This window comes from Streptomyces sp. NPDC033270, assembly GCF_055576575.1.
In genome coordinates this window covers 404,022-429,418 of sequence record NZ_JBVIRA010000001.1, presented here as the reverse complement: position 1 = coordinate 429,418, position 25,397 = coordinate 404,022, and the positions used below count along the sequence as shown (strand labels likewise).

Genomic DNA, 25,397 nt, shown 5'->3' with positions numbered 1-25,397 from the left:
GTGCGCACCCCCTCACTCGTACATCACGTACTCCGGTCGCGGGGTGAGCGCGAGGACCTCCTTCGGGGTCATCAAGCGGCTCCCCTCCGCGTCCTCCTCGTAGAACAGCTTGAAGCCGGAGTGGACGCCGGCGGGCAGCCGCGCCACCAGCCGGCGCCAGGTGCCCCGCTTCAGCCCCGGCGAGCCGATCCCGTCGACGCTCTTGATCAGCGCAACGCCGGGCTGCGGCCGCAGCGCGGACTCCGCCCGCAGGACGGACTCCGCGACCTGGTGGAAGACCAGCGGCTTCTCCGGCAGGTCGTGCTCCGCCACCAGGCCGGAGAGGTAGCGGGCGACGCGGGTCACCTCCCGACCACTGGTGTGCCCGTACTTCCCGCCCGGCACCTCGCCGGGCCCCATCTCCCACTCCGGGTCGAGTGCGATGCCGACATCGGGATGGACCAGCCACTCGCGCAGCGCCCGCACCTCGTCGAGGGGGGCCGCGCGGCCGGGCTGGATGTTCAGCAGGAGCAGCGCACGCCGCTCGCGGGCCATGCCGTGGAAGCGTCGAATCGTGGCGGCCGGTGTCCGCGAACGGTAGGTGCCGTCGCGCCCGGCCGACGCGTTGGCGACCGTCGCCAGCAGTTCCAGCACCGGCAGCGGCTCACGCCCGGCGGCGTACCCGTGCGCCACCTTCTCCACCTCGGCGGCCCGGGCGCGCAGGTCGCCTGTGCCGAGTCGGCCGAGCGCCGCCGCACCGGGCACCCCGCAGAAGCCCACCAGCCGGTATCGGGGGAACAACTCCCGCCCACCACGCGGGAGTTCCGGTCGGCGATGCGCGTTGTGCCGACCGGAACCGGCGGACGCGGAACGCGACGGCTCCGCGGAGGCGGGAGGGGACTGCTCCGCGGAGGCCGAGGGCTTCGAGGACCGGGACGGACCCGGCGGCTCCGACGCCCGCGGGGGTGGCGGCGCACCGTTCGACGGATCGTCCGGCCCTGCCGATTCACCGCATCCCGCCAGGAGTCCGAGCCCCGTCGCCACGGTGGCGGCGAGCACCGTCCGGCGACTCGTCCCGCTCGCCCCGTCCGGTCCGCCCGTCGCACCCGCACTCGTATCCGCACTGTCGCCCTGGTCCGCCACGTCGCCTCCCGTCCGTGTCACACCCCCGCATCACGCGCCTCTCCAGAGCACACCCCACGAAACCGTCGAGTTCGCCCGCCGAACCCGCCCGCCATCGGGCGCAAGGACGGAGGAATACCCGATGGCGAGGCGCTCGGGCCTGTCGGACGGCTTACGCGCGCCATGCGTCGGACCGGCCGGCCCTAGGACCGGCCCGACGGAGCAGGGCCGGCGGCCCAGGACGACGTGCCGTGGATGGTGTCGATGGCCTGCACGGCACACCCCATGCGGTCGATGGCGCGGAGCACTTCGCGGCGGGCCCTCTCGCTGTCGCCGGGCGGGAAGGCGACCCGGAGCTGATGCCCGTAGGCCGTCTCGTACGTCAGCTGCCACCCGGGCTCGGTGACGACGAAGTGGTCCTGACGGTTGCCGTTGTGTGCGTAACCACCGCGGTCCGAGGTGGGGGCGAGCGCGTCGCGCAGGATCCGAAGGCGCTCGGTGTAGGGGAGGTTTCCTTCGTCCAGGCGGACGTAGATGTGGTCGCGGTCGATCGCCGCATCGAACCAGGGGGCGGCTTCCGGTTCGCGGTGCAGGAGTTCGGAGCTGATGCGGCCGCTGACCCACCCGTCGAGAAACGCGGCGGCCCCGCCGTCGAATCGCTCGTAGTCGTTGTCCCGTGACCAGATCACCACCGGCCAGGACTCGGGCGGCCCTTCGGTCAACCAGCACACCTGCGCTGCGTCGTCGGTCACCGCCCAGGTGAGCAGCCCGCCCGGTTCCGGGAAGAAGGGATGGGGGTGGTCCTCGGGGCAGCGCTCGCGCATCGGCCCGAAGTCCTCCAGGAGGTGTGCTTCGAGCCGGACCGGGTTGTCGTCGCCGAACGGGGTGCACAGGCACAGTGCGCCCCAGAAGTCACCGCGGCCGTAGGTCTCGACCAGCTGTTTGTAGTCGTCCGGCAACCGGGTGCCCAGCGCCCGCTCGGCATCGGCCCAGTCGCCGTGTCCGTTGACCGCCTCGGCGGGCGGTGGCACCCGTTCGATGACGCGGGCAAGGGGGCTGTGGGCATCGATCATGCGCACACCTTAGAACCGACGTCCGAGAGCAGAGGGGCCACAAGCGGCTCGGTGAACACCCGACAAATACGGTGCGGAGAGTGTCGGGTGATCGGGACCGGTGTCGCCGCACGATGGGGACATGGATGACACGACTTTGGTATCCCGCTTCCTCCGCGACGGCTTCGTGAAGTTGGAGGGCGCCGTCGCGCCGCGCGTGGCCGCGGACTGCGCGCGGCTGCTGTGGCGGGAGACGGGCTGCGACCCGGACGATCCGGCGACGTGGACGCAGCCCGTGCACTGGGTGGCCGGCATGGCGCAGGGGCCGTTCGCCGCCGCACCCAACTCCCCTTCCCTGCAGCACGCGTACGACCTGCTGGTCGGCGCGGGGCGCTGGGAGCCGCGCTACTCGCTGGGCACGTTCCCGCTGCGCTTCCCGCACGAGGAGGAGCCGGACGACGCGGGCTGGCACATCGAGGGGAGCTATCTGCCGGACGGCGAGAGCTGGTACTTCACCAATCTGCGCTCCCGGGGCCGGGCACTGCTGATGCTGTTCCTGTTCAGCGAGGTCGGTGAACAGGACGCCCCGACCCGGATCCGGGTCGGCTCACACCTCGACGTGCCGAAGGTGCTGGAGAAGCACGGGGAGGACGGGGCGAGCGGGCTGACCCTTGCGCCCGACCTGGTGGCGGCGTCCGACCACCGGCCACTCGCCCTCGCCACCGGGTCCCCGGGCGACGTCTTCCTGTGCCATCCGTTCCTGGTGCACGCGGCGCAACCGCACCATGGGACGCGGCCGCGCTTCATGGCCCAGCCGCCGCTGATGCCGGCCGCGCCGTACGAACTGGAGCGGGCCGACGGCGCGTACTCACCCGTGGAGATCGCGATCCGTCGGGGCCTGGGACAGGACACCCCCGGCCCGGACGGGGACGGCACCGACTGCGGCGCCAGGTAGGCCGGGTAGACCGGGTAGACATGGTTCCGCCTCAGTCACCCTCACGGTTCAGGACACGGCGGGCGGCCGTCAGCCAGCGGTCCTTGCCGGCTTTCGCCTCGCGCAGACGGTCGGCGTTCTGACGGATCAGACGACGTTGGATGCGGATCTCGGCCGCCGCCCATACCTTCACCAACTTCGTCGACTTCTGACAGGCCACGTCGGCGCGGGCGGTGGCGCGTTCGACGGGTGTGGGTTCGGTCGTTTTCCAGCGCTCATCGCCGGCTGCGGCATAGGGGTCCGGGTAGTCGAAGCCTGCCTCCGCCATGCATGCATGCCATTTGCGCAAGGTGTCGCGTACTTCGGGGGCCCGCCGGGAGTCTTCCAGGGCCGTGCCGGTCAGCTGGTTGAAGGCGTGGTCGTCGGGCGGGGCGGTGTCGCCGACGAGTTGGCGCTGGGCGGTCTTGAGGCAGCCGCCCTTGCCGGAGGGCCCGTAGGCCGCGCGCTGCACCTCGGCGGGGAGCGCCTCGCGCTCTTCCCAGGCGCGGTTGCGACGTACCACCGCCGGCGGGTCGGGGTGCAGGTGGTACCCGTAGCGGACGGCCTCCGCCTCGTCGACTCCGTATCGTCGGAGGTTCGGCGGCTTGGTGTCCTGGGGGTCCACCGGCGGCAGGGTCTTCCACTCCAGGTCCCGGTCGTTCATGCACCGGCGCAGGAGAATGTCCTGTGCGTCTTCCACTACGTGGGTCTCGGCCACGGTCGACGCGTAAGCGTCCAGTGGCAGCCGGAGCGGCTCGGCCTGCCGGGACACAGGCGGGGAGTGCGGAGCGGGCGTGGTCTCGTGCTCCGCGGCTGTGCAGGCGGTGGTGGCCAGGAGCAGCAGTGCGAGCGCGGTGGTGGCCCGGGCGCGGGAGAGCGACATGGTTGCCTCTCGTCGTGCTTGCGCGGTGTGTGGGGAGAAGGTGCGGTGGCAGGTAGGGCGGGGTGCGGCCCAGTCGCCGCACCCCGCCCGTCAGCAGTGGCTTACGGAACGGGCCTGCTGTCAGCTGAACTCAATGGAGCTCGTGGAGTCGTGCATGCCGCTGTGGTCGCCGAAGTGGGCCTCACTGTGGTGCGGCTTCAGGAGAAAGCTGGCGCCCGTGTAGCCGGCCTTCGAGTAGAACGTGACCGTGCGGTTGCCCTGGTTCTGGGCGGAGCTGATGGTGTCGTTCCAGCCGTCGTGCTCCAGGTTCCGCATGTTGTGGGTGAAGGTCGTGTTCCTGTTCCTGAAGTTGGCGTCCTGGTAGACCTTGACCTTCTTGACCACGCGCTGGGCATCGGCAACGCCCGTGTGGCTGTCGGCAGCGGCCGGCAGAGCGGCACCGAGCGTGAGTGCGGTTACGGCGAGGCCCGCGGCGGCTATATGACGGACAGGCATGGTGTGCCCCTTTGGCTAGTTGTCACGCGCTGTACGTGACGTCGGTGAAGCGCCGGCGGGCCCGCCCAAGTCCCGAAGCGGGAGGGGGCGGCCCCTGCGCTCATGGGTTCCATGCTGTCCGGCGCCGCCGACCCCCACTTCCTGCCCCAGACGCATCCGGCTCCCCCGAGCGGAGGAACGGCGCTTCCACCTGAAGGGCGATGGAACCCTTGCTGACGGCGCTAACCGCCTGAGGGCGCAGGGCAGTTGCCGCCGAGCCCCGGAGGGGTACCGAGGACTCCGGCGATGAAGGCCGCCAGCTGCCCTCGCATCTCCTCGCGGGACACGCGCTTCTCGCCGGCCAGGTACTCGACGAGGTCGGCTCGGGTGGCGGCGAGCAGCGCGTGGGCGGTGAAATCGCTGTCGATCGGATGCGGAATCCGCTCCAGCAAGTCCCGGAGCAGGGCGTGCCACCGCTCGTAGTGTTCGGTGCGATAGGGGCTGTCGCTGCCGGTTTGCTCCAGGGCCAGCGCGAGGTGGCGGTTGTCGAGCTTGAAGCACAGGACGGCGTCGAGCAGGGCCGGTACGCGCTGAAGCGGCGGGGCGGCGGGCCCCAGGGGTGGCGGGCCCTCCTCGACGGCGCTTCCGATCGGTTCGAGGCGGGCTTCGTACAGCGCACGGATCAGCCCGGTGCGATCGCCGAAGGCACGGAAGAGCGTTCCCTTGCCGACACCGGCCGCCGCCGCGACGTCGGCCATGGTGACCTCCTCCGGGCTCTGGCAGCGGGCGAAGAGCGCGTCGGCTGCCGCGAGGACGGCCGCCCGGTTGCGCGCCGCGTCCTTGCGCGGTCTGCGCTCGGTCATGTGGTTCCTCCAGTTGCGATGCGGACCGGCGGTCCGTATCTTCACAGAAGCGGACCGTCGGTCCGCATCGTCATCGTACGCGACGGAGGACTCATGCCTGGAACCATGCCCGCGCACACCTCGCCCCCAGATCTGTACCGCCATGGCCTGCGGCTTCTGCTGGACAAGGACATTCCCGCCTGGGTCGGCCTGTGGGCCGCGGACGGCGTCATGGAGTTCCCCTTCGCTCCCCCCGGCTGGCCCGAGCGGCTGGACGGCAGGGAGGCCATCGCCGCCTATATGCGCGACTATCCCGACCACATCGACCTGCACGACTTCCCCGACGTGCGGATCCACCAGACCACCGCCCCCGGGACCATCGTCGTCGAGATGCGGGGCGTGGGCCGGGTGGTGGAGACCGGCGGCCCCTTCGACATGACCTATATCGCCGTCGTGTCCGTGCGGGACGGACGCTTCACCTCCTACCGCGACTACTGGAACCCCCTCGCCGTCCACGCCCCCGGCATGGACTTCACCAGGAGCGACGCCCGATGACCGGCACCGGCACCAGCACCGCCGCCACCCTCGTGGTCGGTGCCACCGGCACCACCGGCAGCCGTACCGCGACGCGGCTGACCGCCGCCGGCCACCGCGTCAAGGCCGCCAGCCGCCGCGCCACCCCGGTCGCGGGCGCGGAACCGGTCCGCTTCGACTGGTACGACCCCGCCACCTTCGACGGCGCCCTCAGCGGAGCCGACCGCGCCTATCTCGTCCCGCCCGTGGGGGATCCGGACCCGGCCGCGGTCATGCTGCCCTTCCTCCGCCAGGCCCGCGCCGTCGGAGTCCACCGCGTGGTGCTCCTCAGCTCCTCGGCCATCCCCGAAGGGGGCCCGGCGGTGGGGGCGGTGCACGGGGCCCTGCCCGGCCTGTTCGAGCAGTGGGCGGTACTGCGCCCCTCCTGGTTCATGCAGAACTTCACCGGCACACACGGCCACGCCCACAGCATCCGTGAGGACGGCGTCATCCTGACCGCGACGGGGGCCGGCCGGGTCGGATTCGTCGACGCCGACGACATCGCCGCCGTCGCCGTACACGCCCTGACCGACGACCACGCGCCCGACTCCGAGCTGATCCTGACCGGGCCGGAGGCGCTCAGCCACGACGACATCGCCACCGTCATCACGGAGGTCACCGGCCGCCCCGTGGCCCACCGTCCCCTGACGTACGAACAGCTGCGGGACCGTCTGGCCGCGCAGCTGCCGCCGGAGTTCGCCGCCATGCTGGCCGGCATGGACCGTGCCATCGCCGAGGGAGCCGAGGACCGGACCACCGACACCGTCCGGCGCCTCACCGGACGCCCGCCGCACGGTTTCCGGGCGGTCGCCGAACGGGAGCTGGGATGTGGGCCCGGCCATGAGCCATCGGACAGGCCTTAGGATCGGACGGTGACGCAGAGCGCGATGCTGGCCGGGGCCTTCGACGAACTGGCCGACAGCTACGATCACCGGCACCACGAGGACATCGCACGGGCGCTGATCGCATGGGTGGCTCCCGGTGAGGGCGACGCGGTCGCCGACGTGGCATGCGGAGCGGGAGCCGTCGCCCGGCAACTCGCGCTAAGCCGGCCCGATACCGCGCACCCCGTCCTGGCCGTCGACCTGTCTCCCGGAATGGTCGCGGTGGGCCGGGCCCGTGCCGCGGGCCTGGTACGTGACACGGCGATCGACTGGCGGGTCGGCGACGCCGTACCGCTGCCGGTGGCCGATCACTCCCTGGACGTCGTGCTCTGCGCGTCCTCGCTGCACTTCCTGGGGCGCCGGGCCCTGGCCGACTGGCGGCGCGCCCTGCGCCCGGGTGGCCGGGTGGGCTTCACGCTGCCCCTGGCCACGCACTTCCGTCCGTCGGAGCGCTTCTCGGGTCATGTCGCCCGCGATCTGCCGCTGCCCCGGACCGCGCAGGAGGCGAGCGTCCGGGCGGCGGAGTGCGGATTCACCGAGGTCGATTCCCGCGTCCTCGTCCTCGGTACGCGTCGCGTGGTGATGACCTCGGGCGTGGAACCAGGCGATCGCTAGGCCTGTCCAGTGGGTCATGGCCGGGTCCCCCATCGCTGCGGCGAGGACCTGCGGGGCGGTCCAGATAGCTCGTCCGGCGGGCGTCCCAGGAACGCCGCAGCGGGTCCCGCACCGCCCGGACGCACCACCCGGCCGGGGTGACCACCGCGAAGTACAGGGCGGCCAGGCCCAGGTGTCGCAGCCGCTCAGTCCATCGGGATCGCGGCACGCCAGTCCCCCTCCTCCCGCCACTCGGGCTGGTCCCGCTTGTCCAGCAGGAAGTCGCCGAGGACCAGCAGATCGATCCGGGTGCGCATGAAGCAGGCGTACGCCTCCTCGGCGTCGCGCACGATCGGCTCCCCGCGCACATTGAACGAGGTGTTCACCAGCACCGGGCAGCCGGTGCGGTCCCGGAAGGCGGCCAGCAGCGCGTGGAACCGCGCGTTGCGCTCGGCCGACACGGTCTGCACCCGGGCCGAGCCGTCGACATGGGTGACCGCCGGGATCGTCGAGCGGGGCACCCGCAGCAGGTCCGGCCCCGTGACCCCTTCGGGCGCGGCCTCGCACTCCCGCCGCCGTGCCGCGGCGACCTGCGCGGTCAGCAGCATGTACGGACTCTCCTGCGTCAGGTCGAACCAGTCCTTGGCGTCCTCCGCGAGCACCGCGGGCGCGAACGGACGGAAGGACTCCCGGAACTTGGTCTTGAGGTTGAGGGTGGACTGCATGGCCGGGTCGCGCGGATCGGCGAGGATCGACCGGTTGCCCAGCGCCCGTGGTCCGAACTCCATCCGTCCCTGGAACCAGCCCACCACCCTTCCCTCCGCCAGCTCCGCCGCGACCCGCTCCACCAGCTCCCGCTCCGGCAGCCGTACGGCGGGGTATCCGCCCCGGGCCAGGAACTCCCCGACCTCGCGGTCGCAGTAGCCGGGGCCGAGCAGCGCCCCCGCCATGGCGTCCGTGCCGCGCCCCACATGGGCGCGGGGCGCTCCGCGGCGGTGCGACTCGGCCAGGGCCGCGCCGAGCGCCCCGCCCGCGTCACCGGCGGCCGGCTGGACCCACAGCTCGTCGCAGACCCCGTGGGCCAGGATCCGGCCGTTGGCCACGCAGTTGAGGGCCACGCCGCCGGCCAGGCACAGCCGTCGCTCGCCGGTGCGTGCCAACGCCGTCCGGGCCAGCCGCAGCATCACCTCCTCGGTGACCTGCTGCACCGAGGCCGCGAGGTCGAACTCCCTTTCCGTGAGCGGGCCTTCCGGTGTCCGGCGTGGCCCACCGAACAGTTCCTCGAAGGCCCGGCCGACCATGGTCCGCCCGTACTGGAAGGTGAAGTGACGCAGATCCAGGCGGAACGAGCCGTCCGGCTTGACGTCGATCAGCCGCTCCCGGATGAGCGGTGCGTAGCGCGGCGTCCCGTAGGGCGCCAGACCCATCAGCTTGTACTCGCCCGAGTCGACCTTGAAGCCGCAGAAGTAGGTGAACGCCGAGTACAGCATGCCGAGCGAGTGCGGAAAGCGCAGTTCCGCGAGGGGGACCAGCTCGGTGCCCCGGCCGTGCCACAGTGTCGTCGTCGCCCACTCCCCCACGCCGTCGACGCACAGCACCGCCGCCGACGGGTACGGGCTCGGGAGGAACGCCGATGCGGCGTGCGAGGCATGGTGCCGGTAGGCCACCACCGGAGGCAGCGGCCGCCCGGGCGCCAGGTCGCGCAGGTGCGCCCGTACGTCGTCCAGAGCCCGCCGCTTCCAGCCGGCCCACTGCGGGAACGCCCGGCGGAACACCGGGAAGCCGTGCGGGGCCGTGGCCAGCCAGGTCGCCGCCACCCGGCGGAACTTCAGTCCCGGGTCCTCGTAGAACGCCACGGCCGCCAGCTCGTCGAGGCGCAGTCCGGCCTCGCGCAGGCAGAAGGAGACGGCGTGCGAGGGAAAGCCGGGGTCATGGCGGCGCCTGGTGAACCGCTCCTCCTGCGCCGCCGCGAGCGGGGTGCCGCCGGCCACCAGCGCGGCCGCGCTGTCGTGGTAGTAGGCGGAGATGCCCAGGACCGGGCGGTGCGGCCCGCCGGGGCCCGACCGGTCGGCGCGCGCACCGCCCCTGTCGCTTCCCACGTCAGAACAGGGGGTAGACCGACGCGTCGTCCTCGGGCTGCGGTCGCAGTCGGGACGGCGGCGGGGCCTGGGCGGCGGGCCGGTCCGGCGGGACGTCGGGCGAGGGCTCGGGGCGGCCCCGGTGCCGCAGCCAGGAGGCGAGGCGGCGGAGCGCCGATTCGGGCGCCGCGCTGTTGTCGTCGGGCATGGATGGGCTCCTCACGCCAGGTCGAGGCGGTCCGCCAGCTGCCGGGCCACCAGGTCGTACCCCAGGTCGGTGCAGTGCACGCGGTCGATGAACAGCCAGTCCTCCGGCCCGGCGGCCTCGGCCAGTGCCGCGTTCATGTCCAGGAAGGGCACATCGAGGCGGGCGCATCCGGCGGCCAGCCGGTCCGCGTAGGCGCGGCCCACCGCCATGGTGGAGATGTCGTTGTGGAACCGGCGGAAGTTGGACACCTCGTCCAGTTCCTCGAAGAGCAGCCGCTCGCGGGGCAGCGGCTCCGCCCGCACCCAGGGCGCGAGCGGCTGGAGGACGAAGGTCAGCCGGGTGCCCAGGGCGTTGGCGAGCGATTTCCATCCGCCGAGGTGACGGAGCGTCAACTCGGTTGCGTGCGCCACTCGTTGGTCCGGTGGTGGGACGACGTCGGGGGCGGGTCCGCAGTCGAAGAACGCGCCGTGCCGGCCCTGCTGCTCCTCGGGCAGCCGGCTGAGCACCAGGTTGTTGACGCCGGAGAGCAGCACGATGTCCTCGACCGGCGGGAGTTCGTGCTGGAACAGGGTGAACAGCAGGAGTTCCTGGGCGGAGTTGTGGCTCTGCCCGGCGATGTTCAGCCAGGGCAGCCGGGGCGCGTGGGTGCTCCACAGCCGCGCGGTGATCGTGGCCGCGTCACCGGTGGCGCCCACGCCGAAGACCGCGGAACTGCCCGCGAGCACCCGTACCGGGCCGTCGGGGCGGTCGTCGCCGACGGTCGCCCGGAGCCCGTCGGGGCCCGGGGTGACCCGGAAACCGTGCCGGTCGGTGGTGTAGACGGGGGTCTTCTCGTTGCCGTACTGGAAGTACCCCAGATAGGGCTGGTCCTCCAGGACGAAGGTGTAGTGCTCCATGTGCGGGGTGAACTCGGCGCGGGGTGACGTCATCGCGAAGGGGCTCCCGTCGGTGCGCGGTGCGTGGCTGTGGTGCCGTCCGTGGTGACCGGGCGTCCCGCCGTGCGCGGGTGCGGACCGTGCGCACGGCGGGTGCGGGGTGGGCGGTGTGCGTTCAGCGGGCCGGCATCGGGGGTGGTGGCTCGGGCAGGGAGCCGGGGCGGTCCTCGCGGATGAGGTCGGCGTTGATGGCCATACCGGCCAGGCCTCCGCTGGCGGCGGCCATCGCGGCCTGCTGCATGTTCCGGCCGAGGTCCCCTGCCACGTACAGCCGGGGCAGGCTGGTGCGGCCGCGCTCGTCGGTCTGCACGGACTCCAGGTCCGGGGCCTGCAGCCAGGGGCGCAGCGGGGCCACCCGGGGCTCGATGTCCAGGTGCAGGAAGAGCGCCCCGTAACTCGCGGACCGGCCGTCCTCGAAGAAGACCTCGACGCCCTCGGGATGCGGCTTGACCTCGCCGACCCCGTCGGTGACGACGGGCACGCCGGCCGCGGTGAGCCGGTCGCGCTCGTCCTGGGGCAGCTCGCGCCGGTCGGAGAGGTAGGTGATGCTGTCGGACCACACCGTCAGGGTCGCGGCCAGGCACTCGCCGGGCACGGTCCCCCCGTACACGGCGAAGGCGCGTTCGCGTACTTCCCAGGCGTGGCAGTACGGACACTCCAGGACCGTCCTGCCCCACAGGTCCGCCAGGCCCGGGATCGGCGGCAGTACCGAGCGCACACCGGCCGCGTACAGCAGGGTGCGGGTGCGGAAGGTGCCGGACTCCTTGGTGGTGACCACCACATGGTCGCCGTCGGGCTCGGCCGACACCACCTCGTCGTCGTGGAAGGTGACGTCGTACGCGGCGAGTTGGGCGCGGGAGCGGGCTCGGAAGTCCGCGATCGTCGCCCCGTCGTTGGTGAGGACGTTGTGCATGACGCCCGACGCCATGTTGCGGGCGTCACCGGAGTCGATCATCAGCACCCGGCGGCGTGAACGCCCCAGGTAGAGCGCCCCGTTGAGGCCGGCCGGGCCGCCTCCGACGATCACCGTGTCGTAGAGCTGTGTGTCCAAGGGTCATCCTTTGTCGAGAGGGTCGTGGTGCGGGGGTGGATCGGACGGCGGCCGGTCGGACGACGGTGGTGGTGCGCCGGGCGCCGGGGGTTCGGTGGGCGCGGGCCGGTCGCCGGGCGCGGAGTGGTCCGCGCGCAGGGGCGCGAGCAACAGCACGGCCCCCGTGGCCAGGACGCCCCCGCACACCACGAACACCGCGGGCACGGACAGGGCTTCGGCGAGCAGTCCGCCGAGGGTCGCACCGACCGGCATGGTGCCCCATGCGCACAGCCGGGACACGCTCATCACCCGGCCCTGGAGGTCTTCCGGGGTGAGCCGCTGGCGCAGCGACATCACGGGGATGTTCCAGCCCATCATGAAGACGCCGTTGGCGGCGAGCGCCAGCGCGGCCAGGGCCGGGTGGCGGACCAGGCCCAGCGCGGTGTAGGCGGCTCCGGACGCCACCAGGGACCACCGGGCCAGCCGTACGGTGGGCAGCCGGGCGGCGGCCCGGGGCGCCAGCCAGCTGCCGGCGACGGCGCCCAGCGACCCGGCGGCGAGCAGCAGCCCGTACCCGGTCTCGCTCAGCCCCAAAGTGCGGTCGCTCAGCAGCACCAGCATCGAGAAGGTCGCCGAGAACACCAGGCCGTACAGGGCGCTCGCGGCCAGAGTGAGCCGCAGGGTGCGGTCGGCCAGGACGAAGCCGAGCCCCTTGCGGATGTCGCGCAGCACTCCGCCGCCCGGCCCGCCGGGTGCCGCCTCGCGGCCGGGGCGGACGAGCGGGGCGAGGCCGCACAGCAGCAGTGCGGCCAGCGCGTAGAGCACCCCGCCGGTGGCCAGCGCCGCGGCGGCGGTCAGGCCCACCAGCAGGCCCGCCACGGGCGGTCCGGCCGTTTCGTTGAGCACGATCTGCGCTGCCATCAGCCGCCCGTTGGCGCGCTCCAGATGCCGCTCGTCGACCAGGCGCGGCAGCATCGCGGGCGCCGCGGTGTCGGCGAGGGTCTCGGCGATGCCCAGCAGGAACGCCAGCGCGTACAGCAGGGCCAGCGGGCGGTCGTCGGCGAGCACCAGGGCCATGCCGAGCAGGGCCGCCGCGCGGACGAGGTTGCTGCCCAGCACGATCCGGCGCCGGTCGACCCGGTCCACCAGGACGCCTGCGGGGAGCGCGAACAGCAGCCAGGGCAGCATGTTGACGGCGGTCAGTCCGGCGACCGCCGCCGGGTCGGGGTGGTGCGCGACCACCAGCAGCGGCAGCAGGGTACGGGTGACGCCGTCGCCCGCGTTGGAGGCGGCCGTCGAAGCCCACAGCCAGCGGAACGGGCGGCCCAGGTCCGCGCGGCGGGCCGGGCGGGGCCCGGACCGGGCGGTACTAGTCAACGGCGCTCCCCTCGGGCCACGCGCGCAGGCCCAGCAACCGCTCGCCCAGTTCGGTCAGCGTCGCCGGCCCGTACAGCTCGGCCTCGTCCTTGCGCACCCCGCCTTCCGGCGGATGCGGCGGGACCCGCTCCCGCCAGAACCGCACCCGGGCCTCGCGGAGTTCGGCGTTCTCCTGCCAGGCGGGTGCCATGGTCAGGTACTGGGCCATGCGCACCCGGTCCTCGGAGACGTTGGGGTGCACCCCGTGCGGCAGCAGACTGTTGAAGATGATCAGGTCGCCGGGCGCGACCTGAGGCGTGGTGATCGAGTATCCGGTGATGTCCGGCGTGCCCGGGTCGCGGTCGGCGGGCTGGTCGCTCACCCACTTCTCCCACTCGGTGAAGATCTCCGGCACGCACTGGAACCCCCCGATCTCCTCGTCGCCGTGGGTCAGCGAGAGCACCGCCTGGCAGCTCACCGGCAGCGGGTCGGTGGAGGTGTCCACGTCCCAGTGGATGAAGCCGTCGAAGGCGCGCGGCCCCCGGTTGGGGGGGTTGACGTTGGCGAAGTCGATGGTGACCCACAGGTCGGTGCGGTCCCAGATGTCGGCGAAGGCCCCGTACACCCGGGGGGTCTGCCGGACGTCCCACTGGGCTTGGTGGTTGTACATCTCGACCAGCCCGCTGTGGCCCGGCAGCCGGTCGTTTCCGGTGTGCGGCGAGGTCCAGGTCGAGGGGGCCTCGGGGCGCATGTCGAGGAAGGAGCACAGGCCGTCGGTGAGGGCGGCGACCGTCTCCGGCGCCACTGCCTGACGGACGATCACATAGCCTTGGGTGGTCCATTGTCGCCAGTCCGCGGGGGACAGGACGCGCAGTGGTTCCGTCTTGTGGATGTCTCGCAGTTGGATGGCGGCCACGGGCACTCTCCAGGGACACGACGCCTGCACAGGATCGGGTGGGACGGGCCGGCCCCGACATGTCCGATTCGGCCAAGCTTCGCCCGGTCGGGTGTCGAGGGAAACGGGTACGGGGCGTTGGACGGGGCTGGGGCGGGGGTCACTCGATGATCAGGCGGCGGTCGGGCAGCACCACGGCGTCCAGCTCGGTCCCGGTGAGCAACTCCAGTGCCTCGTCGAGGTGGTTGAGGAGGGGGCGGCCGCCGGCGTTGGCGCTGGTGTTGATCAGCACGGGCAACTCCGTGCGGGCGGCGACGGCATGGCACAACCGGTGCAGCAGGGGCTGGGCGTCGGGCCGTACGGTCTGCAGTCGGGCCGTGCCGTCGATGTGCCGCGCCTCGGCGAGCTGCCGGGCCCGGTCGGGCCGCACCCGCACCGCGAACAGCATGGTCTCGGTGTGGTCCAGCGGGCCGGTGAAGTACTGGTCGGCGACCTCCTCCGGGCAGATCGGCGCGACCGGGCGGAACCACTCCCGGTGCTTGATCGTCTGGGAGACGTACCGGCGGGCGCCGCTCCAGTGCGCCGAGACCAGCAGCGAACGGTGGCCCAGCGCCCGCGGCCCGGTCTCCAGGCCGCCCTGCAGCCAGGCCACGCAGCGCCGGACGGCCAGCAGGTGGGCGACGGTCTGGAGGAACTCCTCGTCGTCGGCCGGGCGGTGCAGCGACAACCCGAGGCCGGCCAGTCTCCGTGCCAGGCCACCGGGTGGGGCCATGCCGTCGCCGTCCACCGTCTCCAGGCCCGCAAGCGGCGGTCCGGCGTAGGCCAGCGACGTGGAGCGCGAGCGGCTGCGCAGAGCTGGACGGTCGGCCGGGTCGGCGACGGCCAGCGCCGCGCCCAGTGCGATCCCCGAATCGTCGCAGCAGGTCGGGATGGACACCCGGGTGAACTGGCCGCACTCGGCGAGGCGGCTGTTGGCGGTGATGTTGAGCGCGCAGCCGCCCGCGTAGCAGAGCGTGGTGTAGCTGGGGAAGCGCCGGCTGACGCCGGTGACCAGTCGCGTCAGGTCCCGCTCCACGGCGGTCTGCAAGGTGGCCGCCAGGTCCCTGCAGACGCGCTCGTCGGGGGAGGTCCCGACCGCGGTCGTCCGGCCGTCCGCGGTGCGGATCTCGTCGGGGAAGACCGAGCCGAAGGAGTGCACGACGTCGTCGTCCGAGGAGTCGGCGAGGCCCGCGTCCAGATATCCGCCGCTGTCCGGGTCGTACTCCCACCAGGTGTCGGCATAGCGCAGGGCGGTGCCGGTCAGTCGATCCTCGTCGAGCGGCTCGAAGAGGTCCGGCGAGGCGCGGCGGACGGACTGCGGGACGAGCATGGCGTGCAGCACCGGCAGCAGGGCGGCGTCGCTCTCCCCGGTGGCCGTCAGCCCGAGCAGCTTGCCGGTGTCGAACTGGCTGCCGTGGACGCGTCGTGCCAGGGCCTCGTAGACCAGGCCGAAGCGCGGGCCGGTGCGGTTGGTGAAGGACATCACCGGGGTCAGCTGGTCGCCGTCGCCGAGGCAGACCATGCCGCACTCGGCGTAGTTGCCGGTTCCGTCCAGGGCCAGCACCAGGGCCTTGCGGGCCCCGGAGGTGTAGTACGCCAGCGCGGCGTGCGCGTAGTGGTGGCGCACCGCGGTCAGCGTGATGTCGCCGAACCCCTTGGCCAGCGGCCAGTCCAGGGGTTTGATCACCCGGGTGACCGCGTCGGCGAGTCCGGTGCCGCCGGTGGCCGTCCAGCGGGCGTCCTCGTTGACGAGTTCGACCAGCGCCGGGGGCAGCACCTGGCACATCGGTGTGTACCAGTCGGCCACGGCGATCCCGGTCACCGGGCTCGCCGCCCGCTCCCGCAGTTCCGCCAGCCACTCGGCGGCGGCCCGCGGGAAGTCGCCGTTGCCGCCGCACACATGACGCAGCCCCAGCCGCCGCTCGGCCTCGATGACGCGGTAGCCGCCCGCGTCGGTGAGCGCGGCACCCGCGTCATGGCCGAAGTGCATCCCAATCGTTGCCATGGAACCAGTCGCCCTTCCTCGGCCCGGAGGAGAGTCGCGGGGCCGGGTCGTGGATCGGCGGCCCGCCTCGCGGAGGGGCGGGCCGTTGCGGAGAGCGTCAGGAAGGGCCCGGGTCAGGACAGGGTGGCGAGGCCCTGGGCGTGATGGCGCTCCAGGAGGCCCTGCACCACCTCGCGCATGTAGGCGCAGTAGCCGGGCGACATCAGCTGGATCGAACCGTTCTCCTCCTCCAGCGCTCCGGCGGAGCCGCCCGAGCAGGTGCCCTGGAGTTCGCAGCCCTGGCAGCCGGGGCCGTTGGTGTAGGCCCGCATGCCGTAGTCCTGGTAGGCCGGAGAGGAGAAGATGCCGCGCCAGTCGTCGATGGTGCCGAGCTTGCGGGCGGTGGCCTTGCAGGCGAAGACGCTGCCGTTGGGCTCGATGGAGAGCTGGCGGCCGACCGCCGGGCAGGTCTTGTAGTCGGCCTGCTCGGCCCACTTGGCCTCGTCGATGATCATCTGGAAGGTCTGGTACCAGTAGCCGCTGAGCTGCACGCCGCGCTCGCGCCCGTAGTCGACGGCGGCCAGCAGCCGCTGCGCCACGTCGTGCGGGCTGTGCTGCTCGAAGAACTCCCTGGCCTGGAACGACACGATGACGTCCAGGGCGTCCAGACCGGCCTCGGCGACGAAGTCGATGAGTGGGGTGCCCCACTTGTCCCAGGTGTACTGGGAGAGCACCGAGGTGATGCTGACCGGGACGCCCGCGCCCTTCATGTCGAGGATCGCCTTGCGGACCACGGCCCACGGGGTGCGCTGCTGCTGTCCGCCGCGGAACTCGCCGGTCTCGGGCACCAGGTAGTCGATGGAGACGGTGGTGCCGACGCGGTGCCTGGCGAGCGCCGCCAGCAGCTCGTCGTCGATGCGGGAGCCGTTGCTGGTCAGGTCGTAGGAGAGGGTGACCCCGGCGTAGCGGTCGCCGAACGTGCGCAGCACGTGCAGGATCGTGCCCCGCGCCAGGGTGGGTTCGCCGCCGAAGAACGACACCGTCAGATGGCCACCTCCGTTGGCCTTGCGCAGCTCGATGGCTTCCTTGACGGTCTTCTCGGCGACCTCGCGCGACATGTGCATCGAGGGGTTGCGGCCCTCGTCGGCACCGTGGTTCCAGTCGCCCTTGGCGAGCGTGGGGCCCGAGTCCTGGCGGAGCGGGCCGGCGTCGTCGCGCGAGCGGCGCAGTTCGACCAGGACCGGACCGGGTTTCACCGACTCGCCGGAGGTGTTGCGCTCCTCGACGCCGCCGTCGAAGTTGTACGCGAAGCAGCCCTGACAGGAGAAGTTGCAGGCGTTGGTGAGCACGAGCTGAATGGAGGAGTGGAACACGCCGCTGCCCAGTGCGCTCTGCCGACTCTCCAGCAGACCGTCGATCTCCCTGGCCTCGTCGTGCCCGGCCTCGACGAGGAACCGGGCGTCGACGAGGTCGCGCAGTGAGTCGTCGTCGGCCCGCTTCCTCAGTTGGTCCCAACTGAGGCCCTGGGAGGCCTCTTTGAGGAGTTCGACGATATCCCGGTCGATCAGCCGAGCATTTCCGAAGAGTGAATGAAAGGCCATGGTCCGCTCGTCGTCCTCGTAGGAGCCGAGCCGGCCCCCGAACGACGCGAAATCCCGGTCGCCCGCGGCGCGGAGGGTGCGGACGTAGCGCGAGGACTGGTACATCGAATTCTGCATGGTGAAGATTTCTCCCTGCGTCTTACGACTTCCGACCCGGCGTATGGCGCGGCCCCGGGCGCGCGGCGTACGGCACGGCGTCGGTGAAGGGGATTTCGGCGCGGGGCCGTGGGGCGCGGACCGGTCCCGGACCTGGGTCCGGCCCGCGCGACAGACCGGGGCCCGGCCGGTGGGCGGGGCCCCGGGGAGCCTCAGCCCTTAGGCCGACGCCCCCTCTTTCCGCTGCTCAGCGGAGGCCGAGACGGCCTCCGCCTGCTTGCGGGCGGGTGTGATGGTCGGGGCGTTTCCCTTGTCCGGCGACACAAACGCGCACGGGCGGGACGACGCGGTGACCGCGGGGCGGGCGACCTTCTTGACTTCGGCCATCTGGCCTCCTCAGTAAGTGCGACTCACAACGCGCCCCACTGAAGCAGAAGAAATGAACGCTCGATAAGACTTCTACCGGTCATGCTCGGAAAAACACCTCGATCACATTTACCAACACTTTCCGAGCGTTCCGCAGAGAATTGATCTTTCAGCATTCGTCGGGTGCTGCGCTGAGCGGCCAATTCGCCCGCACGCCCGCGTGATCCCATGCGGCCGGGAGCGTCGCCGGGCGCACTTCGATTTCCTTTGCGCGGGATGAGATCCAGCCAGAAGAGGGGGTGGGACGGCGTGCGGCCGGTCCGGCCCGGCGGTGCCCGGCGCGGTGACAAGGCGTGCGGCCCCTGCCACCGCCCGCAGCGCTCCACGGGGTGGCGGGCGGCCCGTCGGACGCCCCGTCGTGACCGGGCGCATACGGAACGCATCTGCTTTGACCGCACCGGGGTCGCGTGCCTACGCTCGGAAGAGACGTCGTTGAGAGTGCAACATCGATTGCCGCGACGTCAGCGAAGCAGGTCGGAGTCCTGCGAAGTCGCCCCGCCGATGCGGCCGGGCCGCGCGCGTTGCCGGCGCACGGTGGTGGGGCCGGAGAACTCCATATCGATACGCCGATGACCTCGGTACGCCGACGCATCGGCCACGCACCACCCCCGAGAGGGGACGACCATGCGCGCGAAGACCAGAACCCATCGCATCGTCGCAGCACTGTGTGCAGTGCCCTTCCTCGTGTTCGCCGGCGCCGGCGCCGCGAGCGCGGCTGCGGCCACCGCACCGGCGGCCGCAACGTCCCACGTCCAGAACCACGACTGGCGCTGTGACTACTGGACCTGGGACGACTGGGACTGCGACGCCTACTACGGACACGGCTACCACGGCCTCAGCTACGGCTTCTCCGGCCACGACCACGGATTCGGCTACGGCGGCCACGGCTACGGTGGCGGATACGGCGGTGGCGGCCACGGTTACGGTGGCGGATTCGGTGGCGGCGGCCACGGATCCGGTGGCGGATTCGGCGGCGGCGGCCACGGCGGCGGTCACGGCTGATCGATCGGCCACGGAAGCACCGACGACCTTCACCACAGGGGACCGGCCCTCAACGGGCCGGTCCCCCTTCCACGCGCGGGATCGGGCCGGCGGAAGCTGGAGCAGCGGCGGCCGGCGGGGAACCGTGCGCGTCGACGACGGCGGAAAGCCGTTCCGCACCAGCGCCGTCGACGGCCGCGACCACTTCTCCTACTGGCCCGACAAGTACAAGTGGGTTCCCGAGTAGGCGGCATACGGAATCATCGTTCGCCTTTTCTTCATGTGCCGGCTGCGGTCGGGGTCGCACGGCTGCTTCTAAGGTTGCGCCGTGCCGCCCCCCGAACGCTCGTCACTTCTGTCCGGAGGACAGTCATGACCGCAGTCAAGGCACCCAAGCGCCGCCGCCGTCCCCTCACCGCACTGGCCGGGGCCATGGCCCTCGCCGTCACCTCGATCGGGCTGTGGGCCACGACCGAGTCCACCGCATCGGCCATCGGGCTGCCGGCGCCCGATCATGTCGTGGTCGTGGTGATGGAGAACCACGCCTACTCCCAGGTGATCGGCAGCGCCGGCGCGCCGTACATCAACAACACCCTCAAGGCGGGTGGCGCCAACCTCACCCAGTCCTTCGCCCTCACCCACCCCAGCGAGCCGAACTACTACCAGCTGTTCTCGGGCTCCAACCAGGGCCGCACCGACGACAGCTGCGTCCCCGTCGGTTCCCTCAACGCACCGAACCTCGGCTCCGAGCTGATCGCCGCCGGCAAGACCTGGGCCAGCTACAACGAGGGCCTGCCCAGCCAGGGTTCGACCGTCTGCAGCAGCGGCCAGTACGCGCAGAAGCACAACCCGTGGTTCGGCTTCTCGAACGTGCCGACCAGCACCGCGAAGACCATGACGCAGTTCCCGACCGACTACTCCACCCTCCCCAAGGTCTCCTTCGTCGTGCCGAACCTGTGCAACGACATGCACGACTGCTCGGTGTCCACCGGCGACTCCTGGATCCAGAACAAGCTGGGCGCGTACGCGACCTGGGCGCAGACCCACAACAGCGTCCTGGTCGTCACCTTCGACGAGGACAACAAGCAGTCGGGCAACCGCATTCCCACCGTCGTCTACGGAGCACATGTCGCCCCCGGCAGCTCCACCAGCACCACCTACAACCACTACAACGTCCTGCGCACCCTGGAGGACCTGGCCGGTCTGACCACGCACGCCGGCAACGCCGCCTCCGCCTCCGACATCACCGGCATCTGGAACTGACGCCGGTGTATCTCGCGGACTCCCGCAGCGCCGCGCCCGCCGTCGCCCCGGACACCCGTCCGGGGCGACGGCCCGCCGTGCCCGGCACCGTCCTGGCCCTCGGTGCGGTCAGCCTGATCACCGACATCTCCTCGGAGATGGTCACCGCCGTCCTCCCGCTCTATGTGGTCGCGGCCCTCGGCCTGTCGCCGCTCGGCTTCGGGCTGCTGGACGGCATCAACAACGGCGTCGGCGCGCTGGTCCGGCTCGCCGGCGGCCACCTCGCGGACCGCGGCGGCCGGCGGCACAAGGCGGTGGCGGGGCTCGGATACGGGCTCTCCGCCGTGTGCAAACCGCTGTTCCTGTTCGCCCACGGACTCCCCGTGATCAGCGCCGTACTCGCCGCCGACCGCACCGGCAAGGGCCTGCGCACCGCGCCCCGGGACGCGATGATTTCGCTGGCCACCCGGCCCGAACACCGCGGCAGGGCGTTCGGCGTGCACCGTGCCATGGACACCACCGGCGCCCTGCTCGGCCCGCTGGCGGCCTTCGCCGTGCTCCGGGCGGCGGTCGACGGCTACGACGCGGTCTTCGCGGTCAGCGGCTGTATCGCCGCACTCGGGGTCCTCGTACTGGTGCTCTTCGTGCCCCGGCGGATCACTCCGGAGGCCGTTCCCGGCCCGAGGACCACTCCGGAGGCCGTCCGGGCGCCCCGCGGCGGATCCGGCCCCACGCTGCGCGACTCGCTCGCGCTGCTGCGCCGGCCCGGCCTGCGCCGGCTCACCCTGTGCGCCGCCCTGCTCGGGCTCACCACCGTCAGCGACTCGTTCCTCTACCTGCTCCTCCAGCGCGAAATGCGGGTGCCCGCCCATATGTTCCCGCTGTTGCCGCTCGGTACGGCCGCCGTCTTCCTGCTGCTCGCCATCCCGCTGGGCACGTCCGCGGACCGTATCGGCCGTGGCCGGCTCTTCCTGGCGGGGCACGGCCTCCTGCTGCTCGGCTACGGTCTGCTGCTCTCCCCCGTCCGCGGCGCCCCGGTCGCGGTCACGGTCGCCGTCCTGGCGCTGCACGGTGCCTTCTACGCGGCGACCGACGGGGTGCTCGCGGCCGCCACCGCCGGTGCCGTGCCCGTCGAGCACCAGGGTGCCGGGCAAGCACTGGTGGGCACCGGCCAGGCCCTGGCCCGCTTCACCTGCTCACTCGCCTTCGGCGCCGCCTGGAACCTGTGGGGCGGACGAACCGCCCTCGCCGTCACCGCCGCCGCCCTGGCGGTCAGCGCCGTCGCGGCCTGGGCTGTGCTCCGTACGACCGGTGAGACGCCGGCAGAGACCGGAGGTGCCGTATGACCCGAGCCGCCCGCCTCGCGATACTGCTGGTCGCCGTACTCCTGCTGGGAACGGTCGGTGCCGCGGCGGTGCTGCGCGCCGCCGAGCGGTCCGGCGAACGCGACCAGGAGCAGGCGGGCGGCCCGTCCGTGCGGACCGGCACCGTCTCGCTCCGGGCGAGTGCCCCCCACCGCCGGCTGCTGGTCCGCAACCTGGCCTGGGGACCGCACCGCGACGAGATCGCCACCGTGCCCGCCGACCGGCCGAACGGGCCGCGCACCGTGTCCGGCGTCAAGTGCCTGCGCTTCCACGCGGCCGCCGGCACCGGCATCTGCCTGCAGGCCGTGCACCACGCGCTGGACGACACCTATCGAGCCGTCGTCCTCGACTCCCACGTGCGCCCGCGTCATGAATTCCCGGCGGCCGGCATCCCCACCCGCGCCCGTGTCGCGCCCTCCGGCCATCTCGTCGCATGGACGGTGTTCGTCAGCGGGGACTCCTACGCGGGCACCAAGTTCTCCACCCGCACCGCCCTCGTCGACACCCGCACCTGGGCGATCGACGACAACCTGGAGTCCTTCGCCGTCACCAAGGACGGCCGGCCCTACCACGCCTCCGACATCAACATCTGGGGCGTCACCTTCGCCGACGACAACCGCTTCTACGCCACCCTCGCGACCCGCGGTCAGACCTACCTCGTCCAGGGAAACGTCACCGCCCGCACCCTCACCACCCTGCACCGGAACGTCGAATGCCCCTCGCTCTCCCCCGACGGCAGTCGGATCGCCTACAAGAAGCGCGTCGCGGGAGCCTCACCCGACGCACCGTGGCGGCTGTACGTACTCGACCTGCGCAGCATGTCCGAGACCCCCACGGCTGAACGTCGCAACATCGACGACCAGGCGCTCTGGACCGACGGCTCCACCCTCGTCTACGCCCTCCCCGGCGACTACGGCTCGGACCTGTGGACCGTCCCGGCCGACGGCGGTGGCCGGGCCCGGCGCCTGATGGCCTCCGCCCTCGCTCCGGCGTATCTGCGCTGACCGGTGGACCGCCCTCCGGCCCCGATGGGCACGACGGCATACTGCCTGTCGGCGCGACGTGTTCATTTCCGCATGTGAGGAGCAGTCATGGCCGACCAGCCCACCGCCCAGAAGACCACGTTCAGGACGGTCTTCGAAGTGGGCCCCGATGCCCTGGCACAGACACGGCGCATGGCCGACGCGTTCCAGCACGCGGTCGCTCCGGCGACCGTGGACTACGACTTCGGTGAGATCAGCCGCGCCGCGGGGGCGATCCCCGACGGCTCGATCGTCAAGATCATCCGTGGCTGGGGGCTCCAGGAGACCGCTCCCACCGGCGTCATGGTGCTCTCGCTCAGGGAGGCCGTCCGACAGGGACTGACGCACCCCTTCGGCAACCCCGCGTTCTGGGAGAAGGCCGAGGCGGCGCTCGCCGACGCCTTCGTCAGCCTCGGCGAACAACAGGGCACCCACCTGTCGTTCCACGGGGACGCCACCGACAGCACCAGCTACTACTACAACCTGCTGTTCGCGCTCCAGGACGAGGAGACCGAGGGCTTCGTCTACGTCCTCGCGCTCTGCGCCGATGTGACCGTCGCGCTGGACGGGGAGCGGGCACGCGCACTGGCCCTCGACGACGTCGCCCGGTTCGCCATCCGGCTCAACGCGGTCGCCGTGCGACAGGCGATCCGGTCCGCCGTGTGACCGCCGGCCGGGGCGTGGCAGGGTGCCACTCCCCGGCTCTTCGCCGCACTCCTCGCGTTCACCGCCGCCAAAAGGACAGTGACTGCGGGTAAGTGATCAGTTTCACTCGGTGCGGGATCCGCTCGCGGTCCATACCGGTCTCCCGGCTGCCATGATCCCTAGTGGTGTGGAATGCGGTTGACTCCGCACCCTCCACACGGACCCAAATGACAGCGAATTCAGGGGTGTTGGCGTGAAGTTAGCGTGGTGGCGGCGGGTTGTGCCCAGGCGGACGGGCACCGGCTCGGGTGCCGTGTCGAGGCGTCCGGGGGTGGCCCGCCGCTCGTTGGCGGCGAGGCGCTTCGCGGCGGTGGGGGCGGCCGCCGTGCTCCTCGGCCAGCTCCTCGGCGGGCACCCGGCCGTGGCGCAGACCGGCCTGCTGCCGGGATCGGCGTTCCCCCTCGTCCTCGACGTGGACCTGACGCCGAACCCGGTGTGCAGCGGAGCCGTCCGCGGCCGGGTGCAGCTCTACGACCCGTCCGCGGCGAAGGCCGGAGCCACCCTGGAGTGGCGGCTGCGCGCCGGTGCGGAGCAGCTGGCCGGCGGGCGCGTCGCCATGGCCGCCAAGGTCGGCACGGCGGAGTTCAGCATCCCCTTCGACCGGGTACCCGCGGCCGAGACCGCCGTGCAGGTCGATGCCCGCATCGCCGCCTCCGACGGCCATGCGCCCGGCCACTACGGCAAGGTCTGGCGGGACACGGTCCGCCGGGGGTGCGACCCGGTGCGGGTGGCATCCGTCGGCGACTCCGTGGTCTGGGGGCAGGGACTGGACCACGATCAGAAGTTCCCTTATCTGACGGGTGAGTTGCTCGGCCGGGCGACCGGGCGGGGCCATCAGAACCTGGACTACTCGATCTCCGGCGCGGTGCTCGACGCGCCCGAGCTGCCCGCGGGCAACGACGACGCGGCCTGCCTGCGCACGACGGAGAAGCAGGACCCCGACGGCGACGGGGAAATGGAGTTCGGCGAGGTCACCCAGCAGATGCCGGACGTGTTCTGCCAGTTGGAGAAGGCGGGCGCACAGGCCCGGGCGGGCGGCTACGGTCTCGATCTGGTCGTGATCAACGGGTGCATCAACGACCTCGATCCCTTCTTCGGCATCGGCGTCGGCATCACCCCCGGCTCGAAGAACCTGCCCGAGGCGGTGAAGCGCGAGTGCTCCGGCGTCGGCGCGGCACCGGAGAACCCGGCCAAGGACGTGCCCTACTTCAGTGGCGCGAAGGTCGGATACGGCGGCCGCGGAATGCAGGCGGCGATCGAGAAGGCCCACTCCCTGCCGGGACGGCCGAAGGTCCTCGTGGCCGACTTCTACTACGCGCTGAGCCGCAGCAGCTCCCCGATCCCGGTGAGGACCTGTTCGACCCCGGGAGTCGCCGGGGCCCGGCTGGCCTCCTGCAAGGGCGCCCTCGGCAGCGTGGCCGAGCGCTACGAGCAGTACACACAACTGGCCAATGCCGCTTACCACCAAGCGGCGGCCGCCGCCAACAAGGCGTCCACGGACGGCCCGTACGCGGTCGCGGCCGACGGACTGTTCACGGTGGACAACGCCCTGCTCACCCGGGACTCCAAGGTCTGGAACACTCCGGTGACCGACCCGGCGTTCCCGCTGCGCACTCGCGCCTGCCCCGAGCTCAGCTCGACTCCGGCGCAGTGCCTGTCCGCGGCCGTCGGTCACCCCGACATCGAGGGCGCCCGGCAGTACGCCGACGCCTTTGTCCTCAACCCGAGTGTGCGCACTTGGTTCCACCTCCCCCGGCAGGGACCCCGGGCGCAGCTGGAGGCCCCGAAGAACGCGCAGGTCGGCAGCGAGGTGCCGCTGTCGGTGACGGTGGACGGGAAGCCGCCCGTCGGCGGATACCGCTACCACTGGTACTTCGGTGACGGTACGCAGCAGGAGACGAGCGAGCCGACCGTCGACCATGCCTACGACCGCGAGGGGCCCTGGCTGCCACGGGTCGTGATCACCGGTCAGGACGGCGGACGGGTCCTGGCCGAGGCCGCCCGGGCCGTCACGGCGGACTGACGTCTCCTGCAGAACAGAACCTGGGGGCGGCTCGCC

Annotated in this window: 24 protein-coding genes; 10 read left to right on the top strand and 14 right to left on the bottom strand. The window is 72.0% G+C overall.

The genetic code is table 11. The annotated features are described in order from the left end of the window. Positions 1-12 precede the first annotated feature (12 nt). Both ACZ5XZ_RS01935 and ACZ5XZ_RS01930 read right to left on the bottom strand, forming a co-directional pair. Positions 13-780, bottom strand: a complete 768-nt coding sequence (locus ACZ5XZ_RS01935) for a hypothetical protein (RefSeq protein ID WP_468973581.1) — start codon at positions 778-780, stop codon at positions 13-15. Positions 781-1,304: 524 nt separating this feature from the next. Next, a complete protein-coding gene (locus tag ACZ5XZ_RS01930; RefSeq protein WP_468973579.1) occupies positions 1,305-2,174 on the bottom strand; it encodes an SMI1/KNR4 family protein in 870 nt (289 codons plus the stop codon). Positions 2,175-2,295: 121 nt separating this feature from the next. Here ACZ5XZ_RS01930 and ACZ5XZ_RS01925 point away from each other — a divergent pair, with 121 nt between their 5' ends. Beyond that, positions 2,296-3,108: a phytanoyl-CoA dioxygenase family protein gene (locus ACZ5XZ_RS01925; protein WP_468973577.1), complete on the top strand. Its 813-nt coding sequence runs from the start codon at positions 2,296-2,298 to the stop codon at positions 3,106-3,108. Between the two features lie 31 nt (positions 3,109-3,139). Here ACZ5XZ_RS01925 and ACZ5XZ_RS01920 read toward each other — a convergent pair whose 3' ends face one another. The 3 genes from ACZ5XZ_RS01920 to ACZ5XZ_RS01910 form a co-directional block, all read right to left on the bottom strand. Beyond that, positions 3,140-4,009 (bottom strand): hypothetical protein, encoded by an 870-nt coding sequence (locus ACZ5XZ_RS01920; protein ID WP_468973576.1) that lies wholly within the window; start codon positions 4,007-4,009, stop codon positions 3,140-3,142. Between the two features lie 120 nt (positions 4,010-4,129). Next, positions 4,130-4,504: a peptidase inhibitor family I36 protein gene (locus tag ACZ5XZ_RS01915; protein ID WP_468973575.1), complete on the bottom strand. Its 375-nt coding sequence runs from the start codon at positions 4,502-4,504 to the stop codon at positions 4,130-4,132. Between the two features lie 221 nt (positions 4,505-4,725). Next, positions 4,726-5,346, bottom strand: a complete 621-nt coding sequence (locus ACZ5XZ_RS01910) for a TetR/AcrR family transcriptional regulator (RefSeq protein WP_468973573.1) — start codon at positions 5,344-5,346, stop codon at positions 4,726-4,728. Positions 5,347-5,451: 105 nt separating this feature from the next. On the opposite strand from ACZ5XZ_RS01910, the gene ACZ5XZ_RS01905 reads away from it, so the two are divergent. The 3 genes from ACZ5XZ_RS01905 to ACZ5XZ_RS01895 are packed head-to-tail and all read left to right on the top strand — an operon-like array spanning position 5,452 to position 7,397. Then, a complete protein-coding gene (locus tag ACZ5XZ_RS01905) occupies positions 5,452-5,880 on the top strand; it encodes a nuclear transport factor 2 family protein (protein ID WP_468974157.1) in 429 nt (142 codons plus the stop codon). Then, positions 5,877-6,761, top strand: a complete 885-nt coding sequence (locus ACZ5XZ_RS01900) for an NmrA family NAD(P)-binding protein (RefSeq protein ID WP_468973571.1) — start codon at positions 5,877-5,879, stop codon at positions 6,759-6,761. The genes ACZ5XZ_RS01905 and ACZ5XZ_RS01900 overlap by 4 nt, the downstream gene beginning before the upstream one ends. A 9-nt stretch (positions 6,762-6,770) precedes the next feature. Continuing rightward, on the top strand, positions 6,771-7,397 hold the full coding sequence (locus ACZ5XZ_RS01895) for a class I SAM-dependent methyltransferase (protein WP_468973569.1): 627 nt from the start codon (positions 6,771-6,773) through the stop codon (positions 7,395-7,397). A gap of 185 nt (positions 7,398-7,582) precedes the next feature. Here ACZ5XZ_RS01895 and ACZ5XZ_RS01890 read toward each other — a convergent pair whose 3' ends face one another. The 9 genes from ACZ5XZ_RS01890 to ACZ5XZ_RS01850 form a co-directional block, all read right to left on the bottom strand. Beyond that, positions 7,583-9,475 (bottom strand): carbamoyltransferase family protein, encoded by a 1,893-nt coding sequence (locus tag ACZ5XZ_RS01890; protein ID WP_468973567.1) that lies wholly within the window; start codon positions 9,473-9,475, stop codon positions 7,583-7,585. Position 9,476: 1 nt separating this feature from the next. Then, positions 9,477-9,662, bottom strand: coding sequence for a hypothetical protein (locus ACZ5XZ_RS01885; RefSeq protein WP_468973565.1), 186 nt, complete (start codon positions 9,660-9,662; stop codon positions 9,477-9,479). 11 nt (positions 9,663-9,673) lie between these two features. Next, positions 9,674-10,591: an SGNH/GDSL hydrolase family protein gene (locus tag ACZ5XZ_RS01880; RefSeq protein ID WP_468973563.1), complete on the bottom strand. Its 918-nt coding sequence runs from the start codon at positions 10,589-10,591 to the stop codon at positions 9,674-9,676. A gap of 121 nt (positions 10,592-10,712) precedes the next feature. Next, positions 10,713-11,648, bottom strand: coding sequence for an NAD(P)/FAD-dependent oxidoreductase (locus tag ACZ5XZ_RS01875; RefSeq protein ID WP_468973561.1), 936 nt, complete (start codon positions 11,646-11,648; stop codon positions 10,713-10,715). Between the two features lie 3 nt (positions 11,649-11,651). Beyond that, on the bottom strand, positions 11,652-13,004 hold the full coding sequence (locus ACZ5XZ_RS01870) for an MFS transporter (protein ID WP_468973559.1): 1,353 nt from the start codon (positions 13,002-13,004) through the stop codon (positions 11,652-11,654). Then, positions 12,997-13,899 carry a phytanoyl-CoA dioxygenase family protein gene (locus ACZ5XZ_RS01865; protein ID WP_468973557.1) on the bottom strand — a complete coding sequence of 301 codons (903 nt, stop codon included), beginning with the start codon at positions 13,897-13,899 and terminating at the stop codon, positions 12,997-12,999. Before ACZ5XZ_RS01865 ends, ACZ5XZ_RS01870 begins: the two co-directional genes overlap by 8 nt. Before the next feature lie 139 nt (positions 13,900-14,038). Then, entirely contained in the window at positions 14,039-15,922 is a 1,884-nt protein-coding gene (locus ACZ5XZ_RS01860; RefSeq protein WP_468973555.1) for a carbamoyltransferase C-terminal domain-containing protein, read from the bottom strand. Between the two features lie 113 nt (positions 15,923-16,035). Then, complete coding sequence (locus ACZ5XZ_RS01855; RefSeq protein WP_468973553.1) at positions 16,036-17,619, bottom strand: radical SAM protein; 1,584 nt, start codon at positions 17,617-17,619, stop codon at positions 16,036-16,038. Between the two features lie 198 nt (positions 17,620-17,817). Beyond that, positions 17,818-17,985, bottom strand: coding sequence for a hypothetical protein (locus ACZ5XZ_RS01850; protein ID WP_468973551.1), 168 nt, complete (start codon positions 17,983-17,985; stop codon positions 17,818-17,820). 663 nt (positions 17,986-18,648) lie between these two features. Between ACZ5XZ_RS01850 and ACZ5XZ_RS01845 the strand changes: the two genes are divergently transcribed. The 6 genes from ACZ5XZ_RS01845 to ACZ5XZ_RS01820 all read left to right on the top strand — a co-directional run bounded on the left by ACZ5XZ_RS01845 (position 18,649) and on the right by ACZ5XZ_RS01820 (position 25,361). Next, on the top strand, positions 18,649-19,026 hold the full coding sequence (locus ACZ5XZ_RS01845) for a hypothetical protein (protein WP_468973549.1): 378 nt from the start codon (positions 18,649-18,651) through the stop codon (positions 19,024-19,026). Positions 19,027-19,377: 351 nt separating this feature from the next. Beyond that, positions 19,378-20,268 (top strand): alkaline phosphatase family protein, encoded by an 891-nt coding sequence (locus tag ACZ5XZ_RS01840; RefSeq protein ID WP_468973547.1) that lies wholly within the window; start codon positions 19,378-19,380, stop codon positions 20,266-20,268. Between the two features lie 5 nt (positions 20,269-20,273). Then, positions 20,274-21,593, top strand: coding sequence for an MFS transporter (locus ACZ5XZ_RS01835; RefSeq protein ID WP_468973545.1), 1,320 nt, complete (start codon positions 20,274-20,276; stop codon positions 21,591-21,593). Then, positions 21,590-22,615 (top strand): TolB family protein, encoded by a 1,026-nt coding sequence (locus ACZ5XZ_RS01830; protein WP_468973541.1) that lies wholly within the window; start codon positions 21,590-21,592, stop codon positions 22,613-22,615. Before ACZ5XZ_RS01835 ends, ACZ5XZ_RS01830 begins: the two co-directional genes overlap by 4 nt. Positions 22,616-22,702: 87 nt before the next feature. Beyond that, on the top strand, positions 22,703-23,299 hold the full coding sequence (locus ACZ5XZ_RS01825; protein ID WP_468973539.1) for a Type-2Aa cytolytic delta-endotoxin: 597 nt from the start codon (positions 22,703-22,705) through the stop codon (positions 23,297-23,299). Between the two features lie 292 nt (positions 23,300-23,591). After that, positions 23,592-25,361, top strand: coding sequence for a PKD domain-containing protein (locus ACZ5XZ_RS01820; protein ID WP_468973537.1), 1,770 nt, complete (start codon positions 23,592-23,594; stop codon positions 25,359-25,361). The last annotated feature ends 36 nt before the right edge of the window (positions 25,362-25,397 follow it).

What these genes read in the sequence shown, in the direction of transcription:
- ACZ5XZ_RS01840 (WP_468973547.1), top strand. Translation starts at nt 19,378, where the DNA reads ATGACCGCAGTCAAGGCACCCAAGCGCCGCCGCCGTCCCCTCACCGCA.
- ACZ5XZ_RS01915 (WP_468973575.1), bottom strand. Translation starts at nt 4,504, where the DNA reads ATGCCTGTCCGTCATATAGCCGCCGCGGGCCTCGCCGTAACCGCACTC.
- ACZ5XZ_RS01830 (WP_468973541.1), top strand. Translation starts at nt 21,590, where the DNA reads ATGACCCGAGCCGCCCGCCTCGCGATACTGCTGGTCGCCGTACTCCTG.
- ACZ5XZ_RS01850 (WP_468973551.1), bottom strand. Translation starts at nt 17,985, where the DNA reads ATGGCCGAAGTCAAGAAGGTCGCCCGCCCCGCGGTCACCGCGTCGTCC.
- ACZ5XZ_RS01905 (WP_468974157.1), top strand. Translation starts at nt 5,452, where the DNA reads ATGCCCGCGCACACCTCGCCCCCAGATCTGTACCGCCATGGCCTGCGG.
- ACZ5XZ_RS01900 (WP_468973571.1), top strand. Translation starts at nt 5,877, where the DNA reads ATGACCGGCACCGGCACCAGCACCGCCGCCACCCTCGTGGTCGGTGCC.
- ACZ5XZ_RS01845 (WP_468973549.1), top strand. Translation starts at nt 18,649, where the DNA reads ATGCGCGCGAAGACCAGAACCCATCGCATCGTCGCAGCACTGTGTGCA.
- ACZ5XZ_RS01860 (WP_468973555.1), bottom strand. Translation starts at nt 15,922, where the DNA reads ATGGCAACGATTGGGATGCACTTCGGCCATGACGCGGGTGCCGCGCTC.
- ACZ5XZ_RS01925 (WP_468973577.1), top strand. Translation starts at nt 2,296, where the DNA reads ATGGATGACACGACTTTGGTATCCCGCTTCCTCCGCGACGGCTTCGTG.
- ACZ5XZ_RS01930 (WP_468973579.1), bottom strand. Translation starts at nt 2,174, where the DNA reads ATGATCGATGCCCACAGCCCCCTTGCCCGCGTCATCGAACGGGTGCCA.
- ACZ5XZ_RS01825 (WP_468973539.1), top strand. Translation starts at nt 22,703, where the DNA reads ATGGCCGACCAGCCCACCGCCCAGAAGACCACGTTCAGGACGGTCTTC.
- ACZ5XZ_RS01855 (WP_468973553.1), bottom strand. Translation starts at nt 17,619, where the DNA reads ATGCAGAATTCGATGTACCAGTCCTCGCGCTACGTCCGCACCCTCCGC.
- ACZ5XZ_RS01920 (WP_468973576.1), bottom strand. Translation starts at nt 4,009, where the DNA reads ATGTCGCTCTCCCGCGCCCGGGCCACCACCGCGCTCGCACTGCTGCTC.
- ACZ5XZ_RS01880 (WP_468973563.1), bottom strand. Translation starts at nt 10,591, where the DNA reads ATGACGTCACCCCGCGCCGAGTTCACCCCGCACATGGAGCACTACACC.
- ACZ5XZ_RS01885 (WP_468973565.1), bottom strand. Translation starts at nt 9,662, where the DNA reads ATGCCCGACGACAACAGCGCGGCGCCCGAATCGGCGCTCCGCCGCCTC.
- ACZ5XZ_RS01910 (WP_468973573.1), bottom strand. Translation starts at nt 5,346, where the DNA reads ATGACCGAGCGCAGACCGCGCAAGGACGCGGCGCGCAACCGGGCGGCC.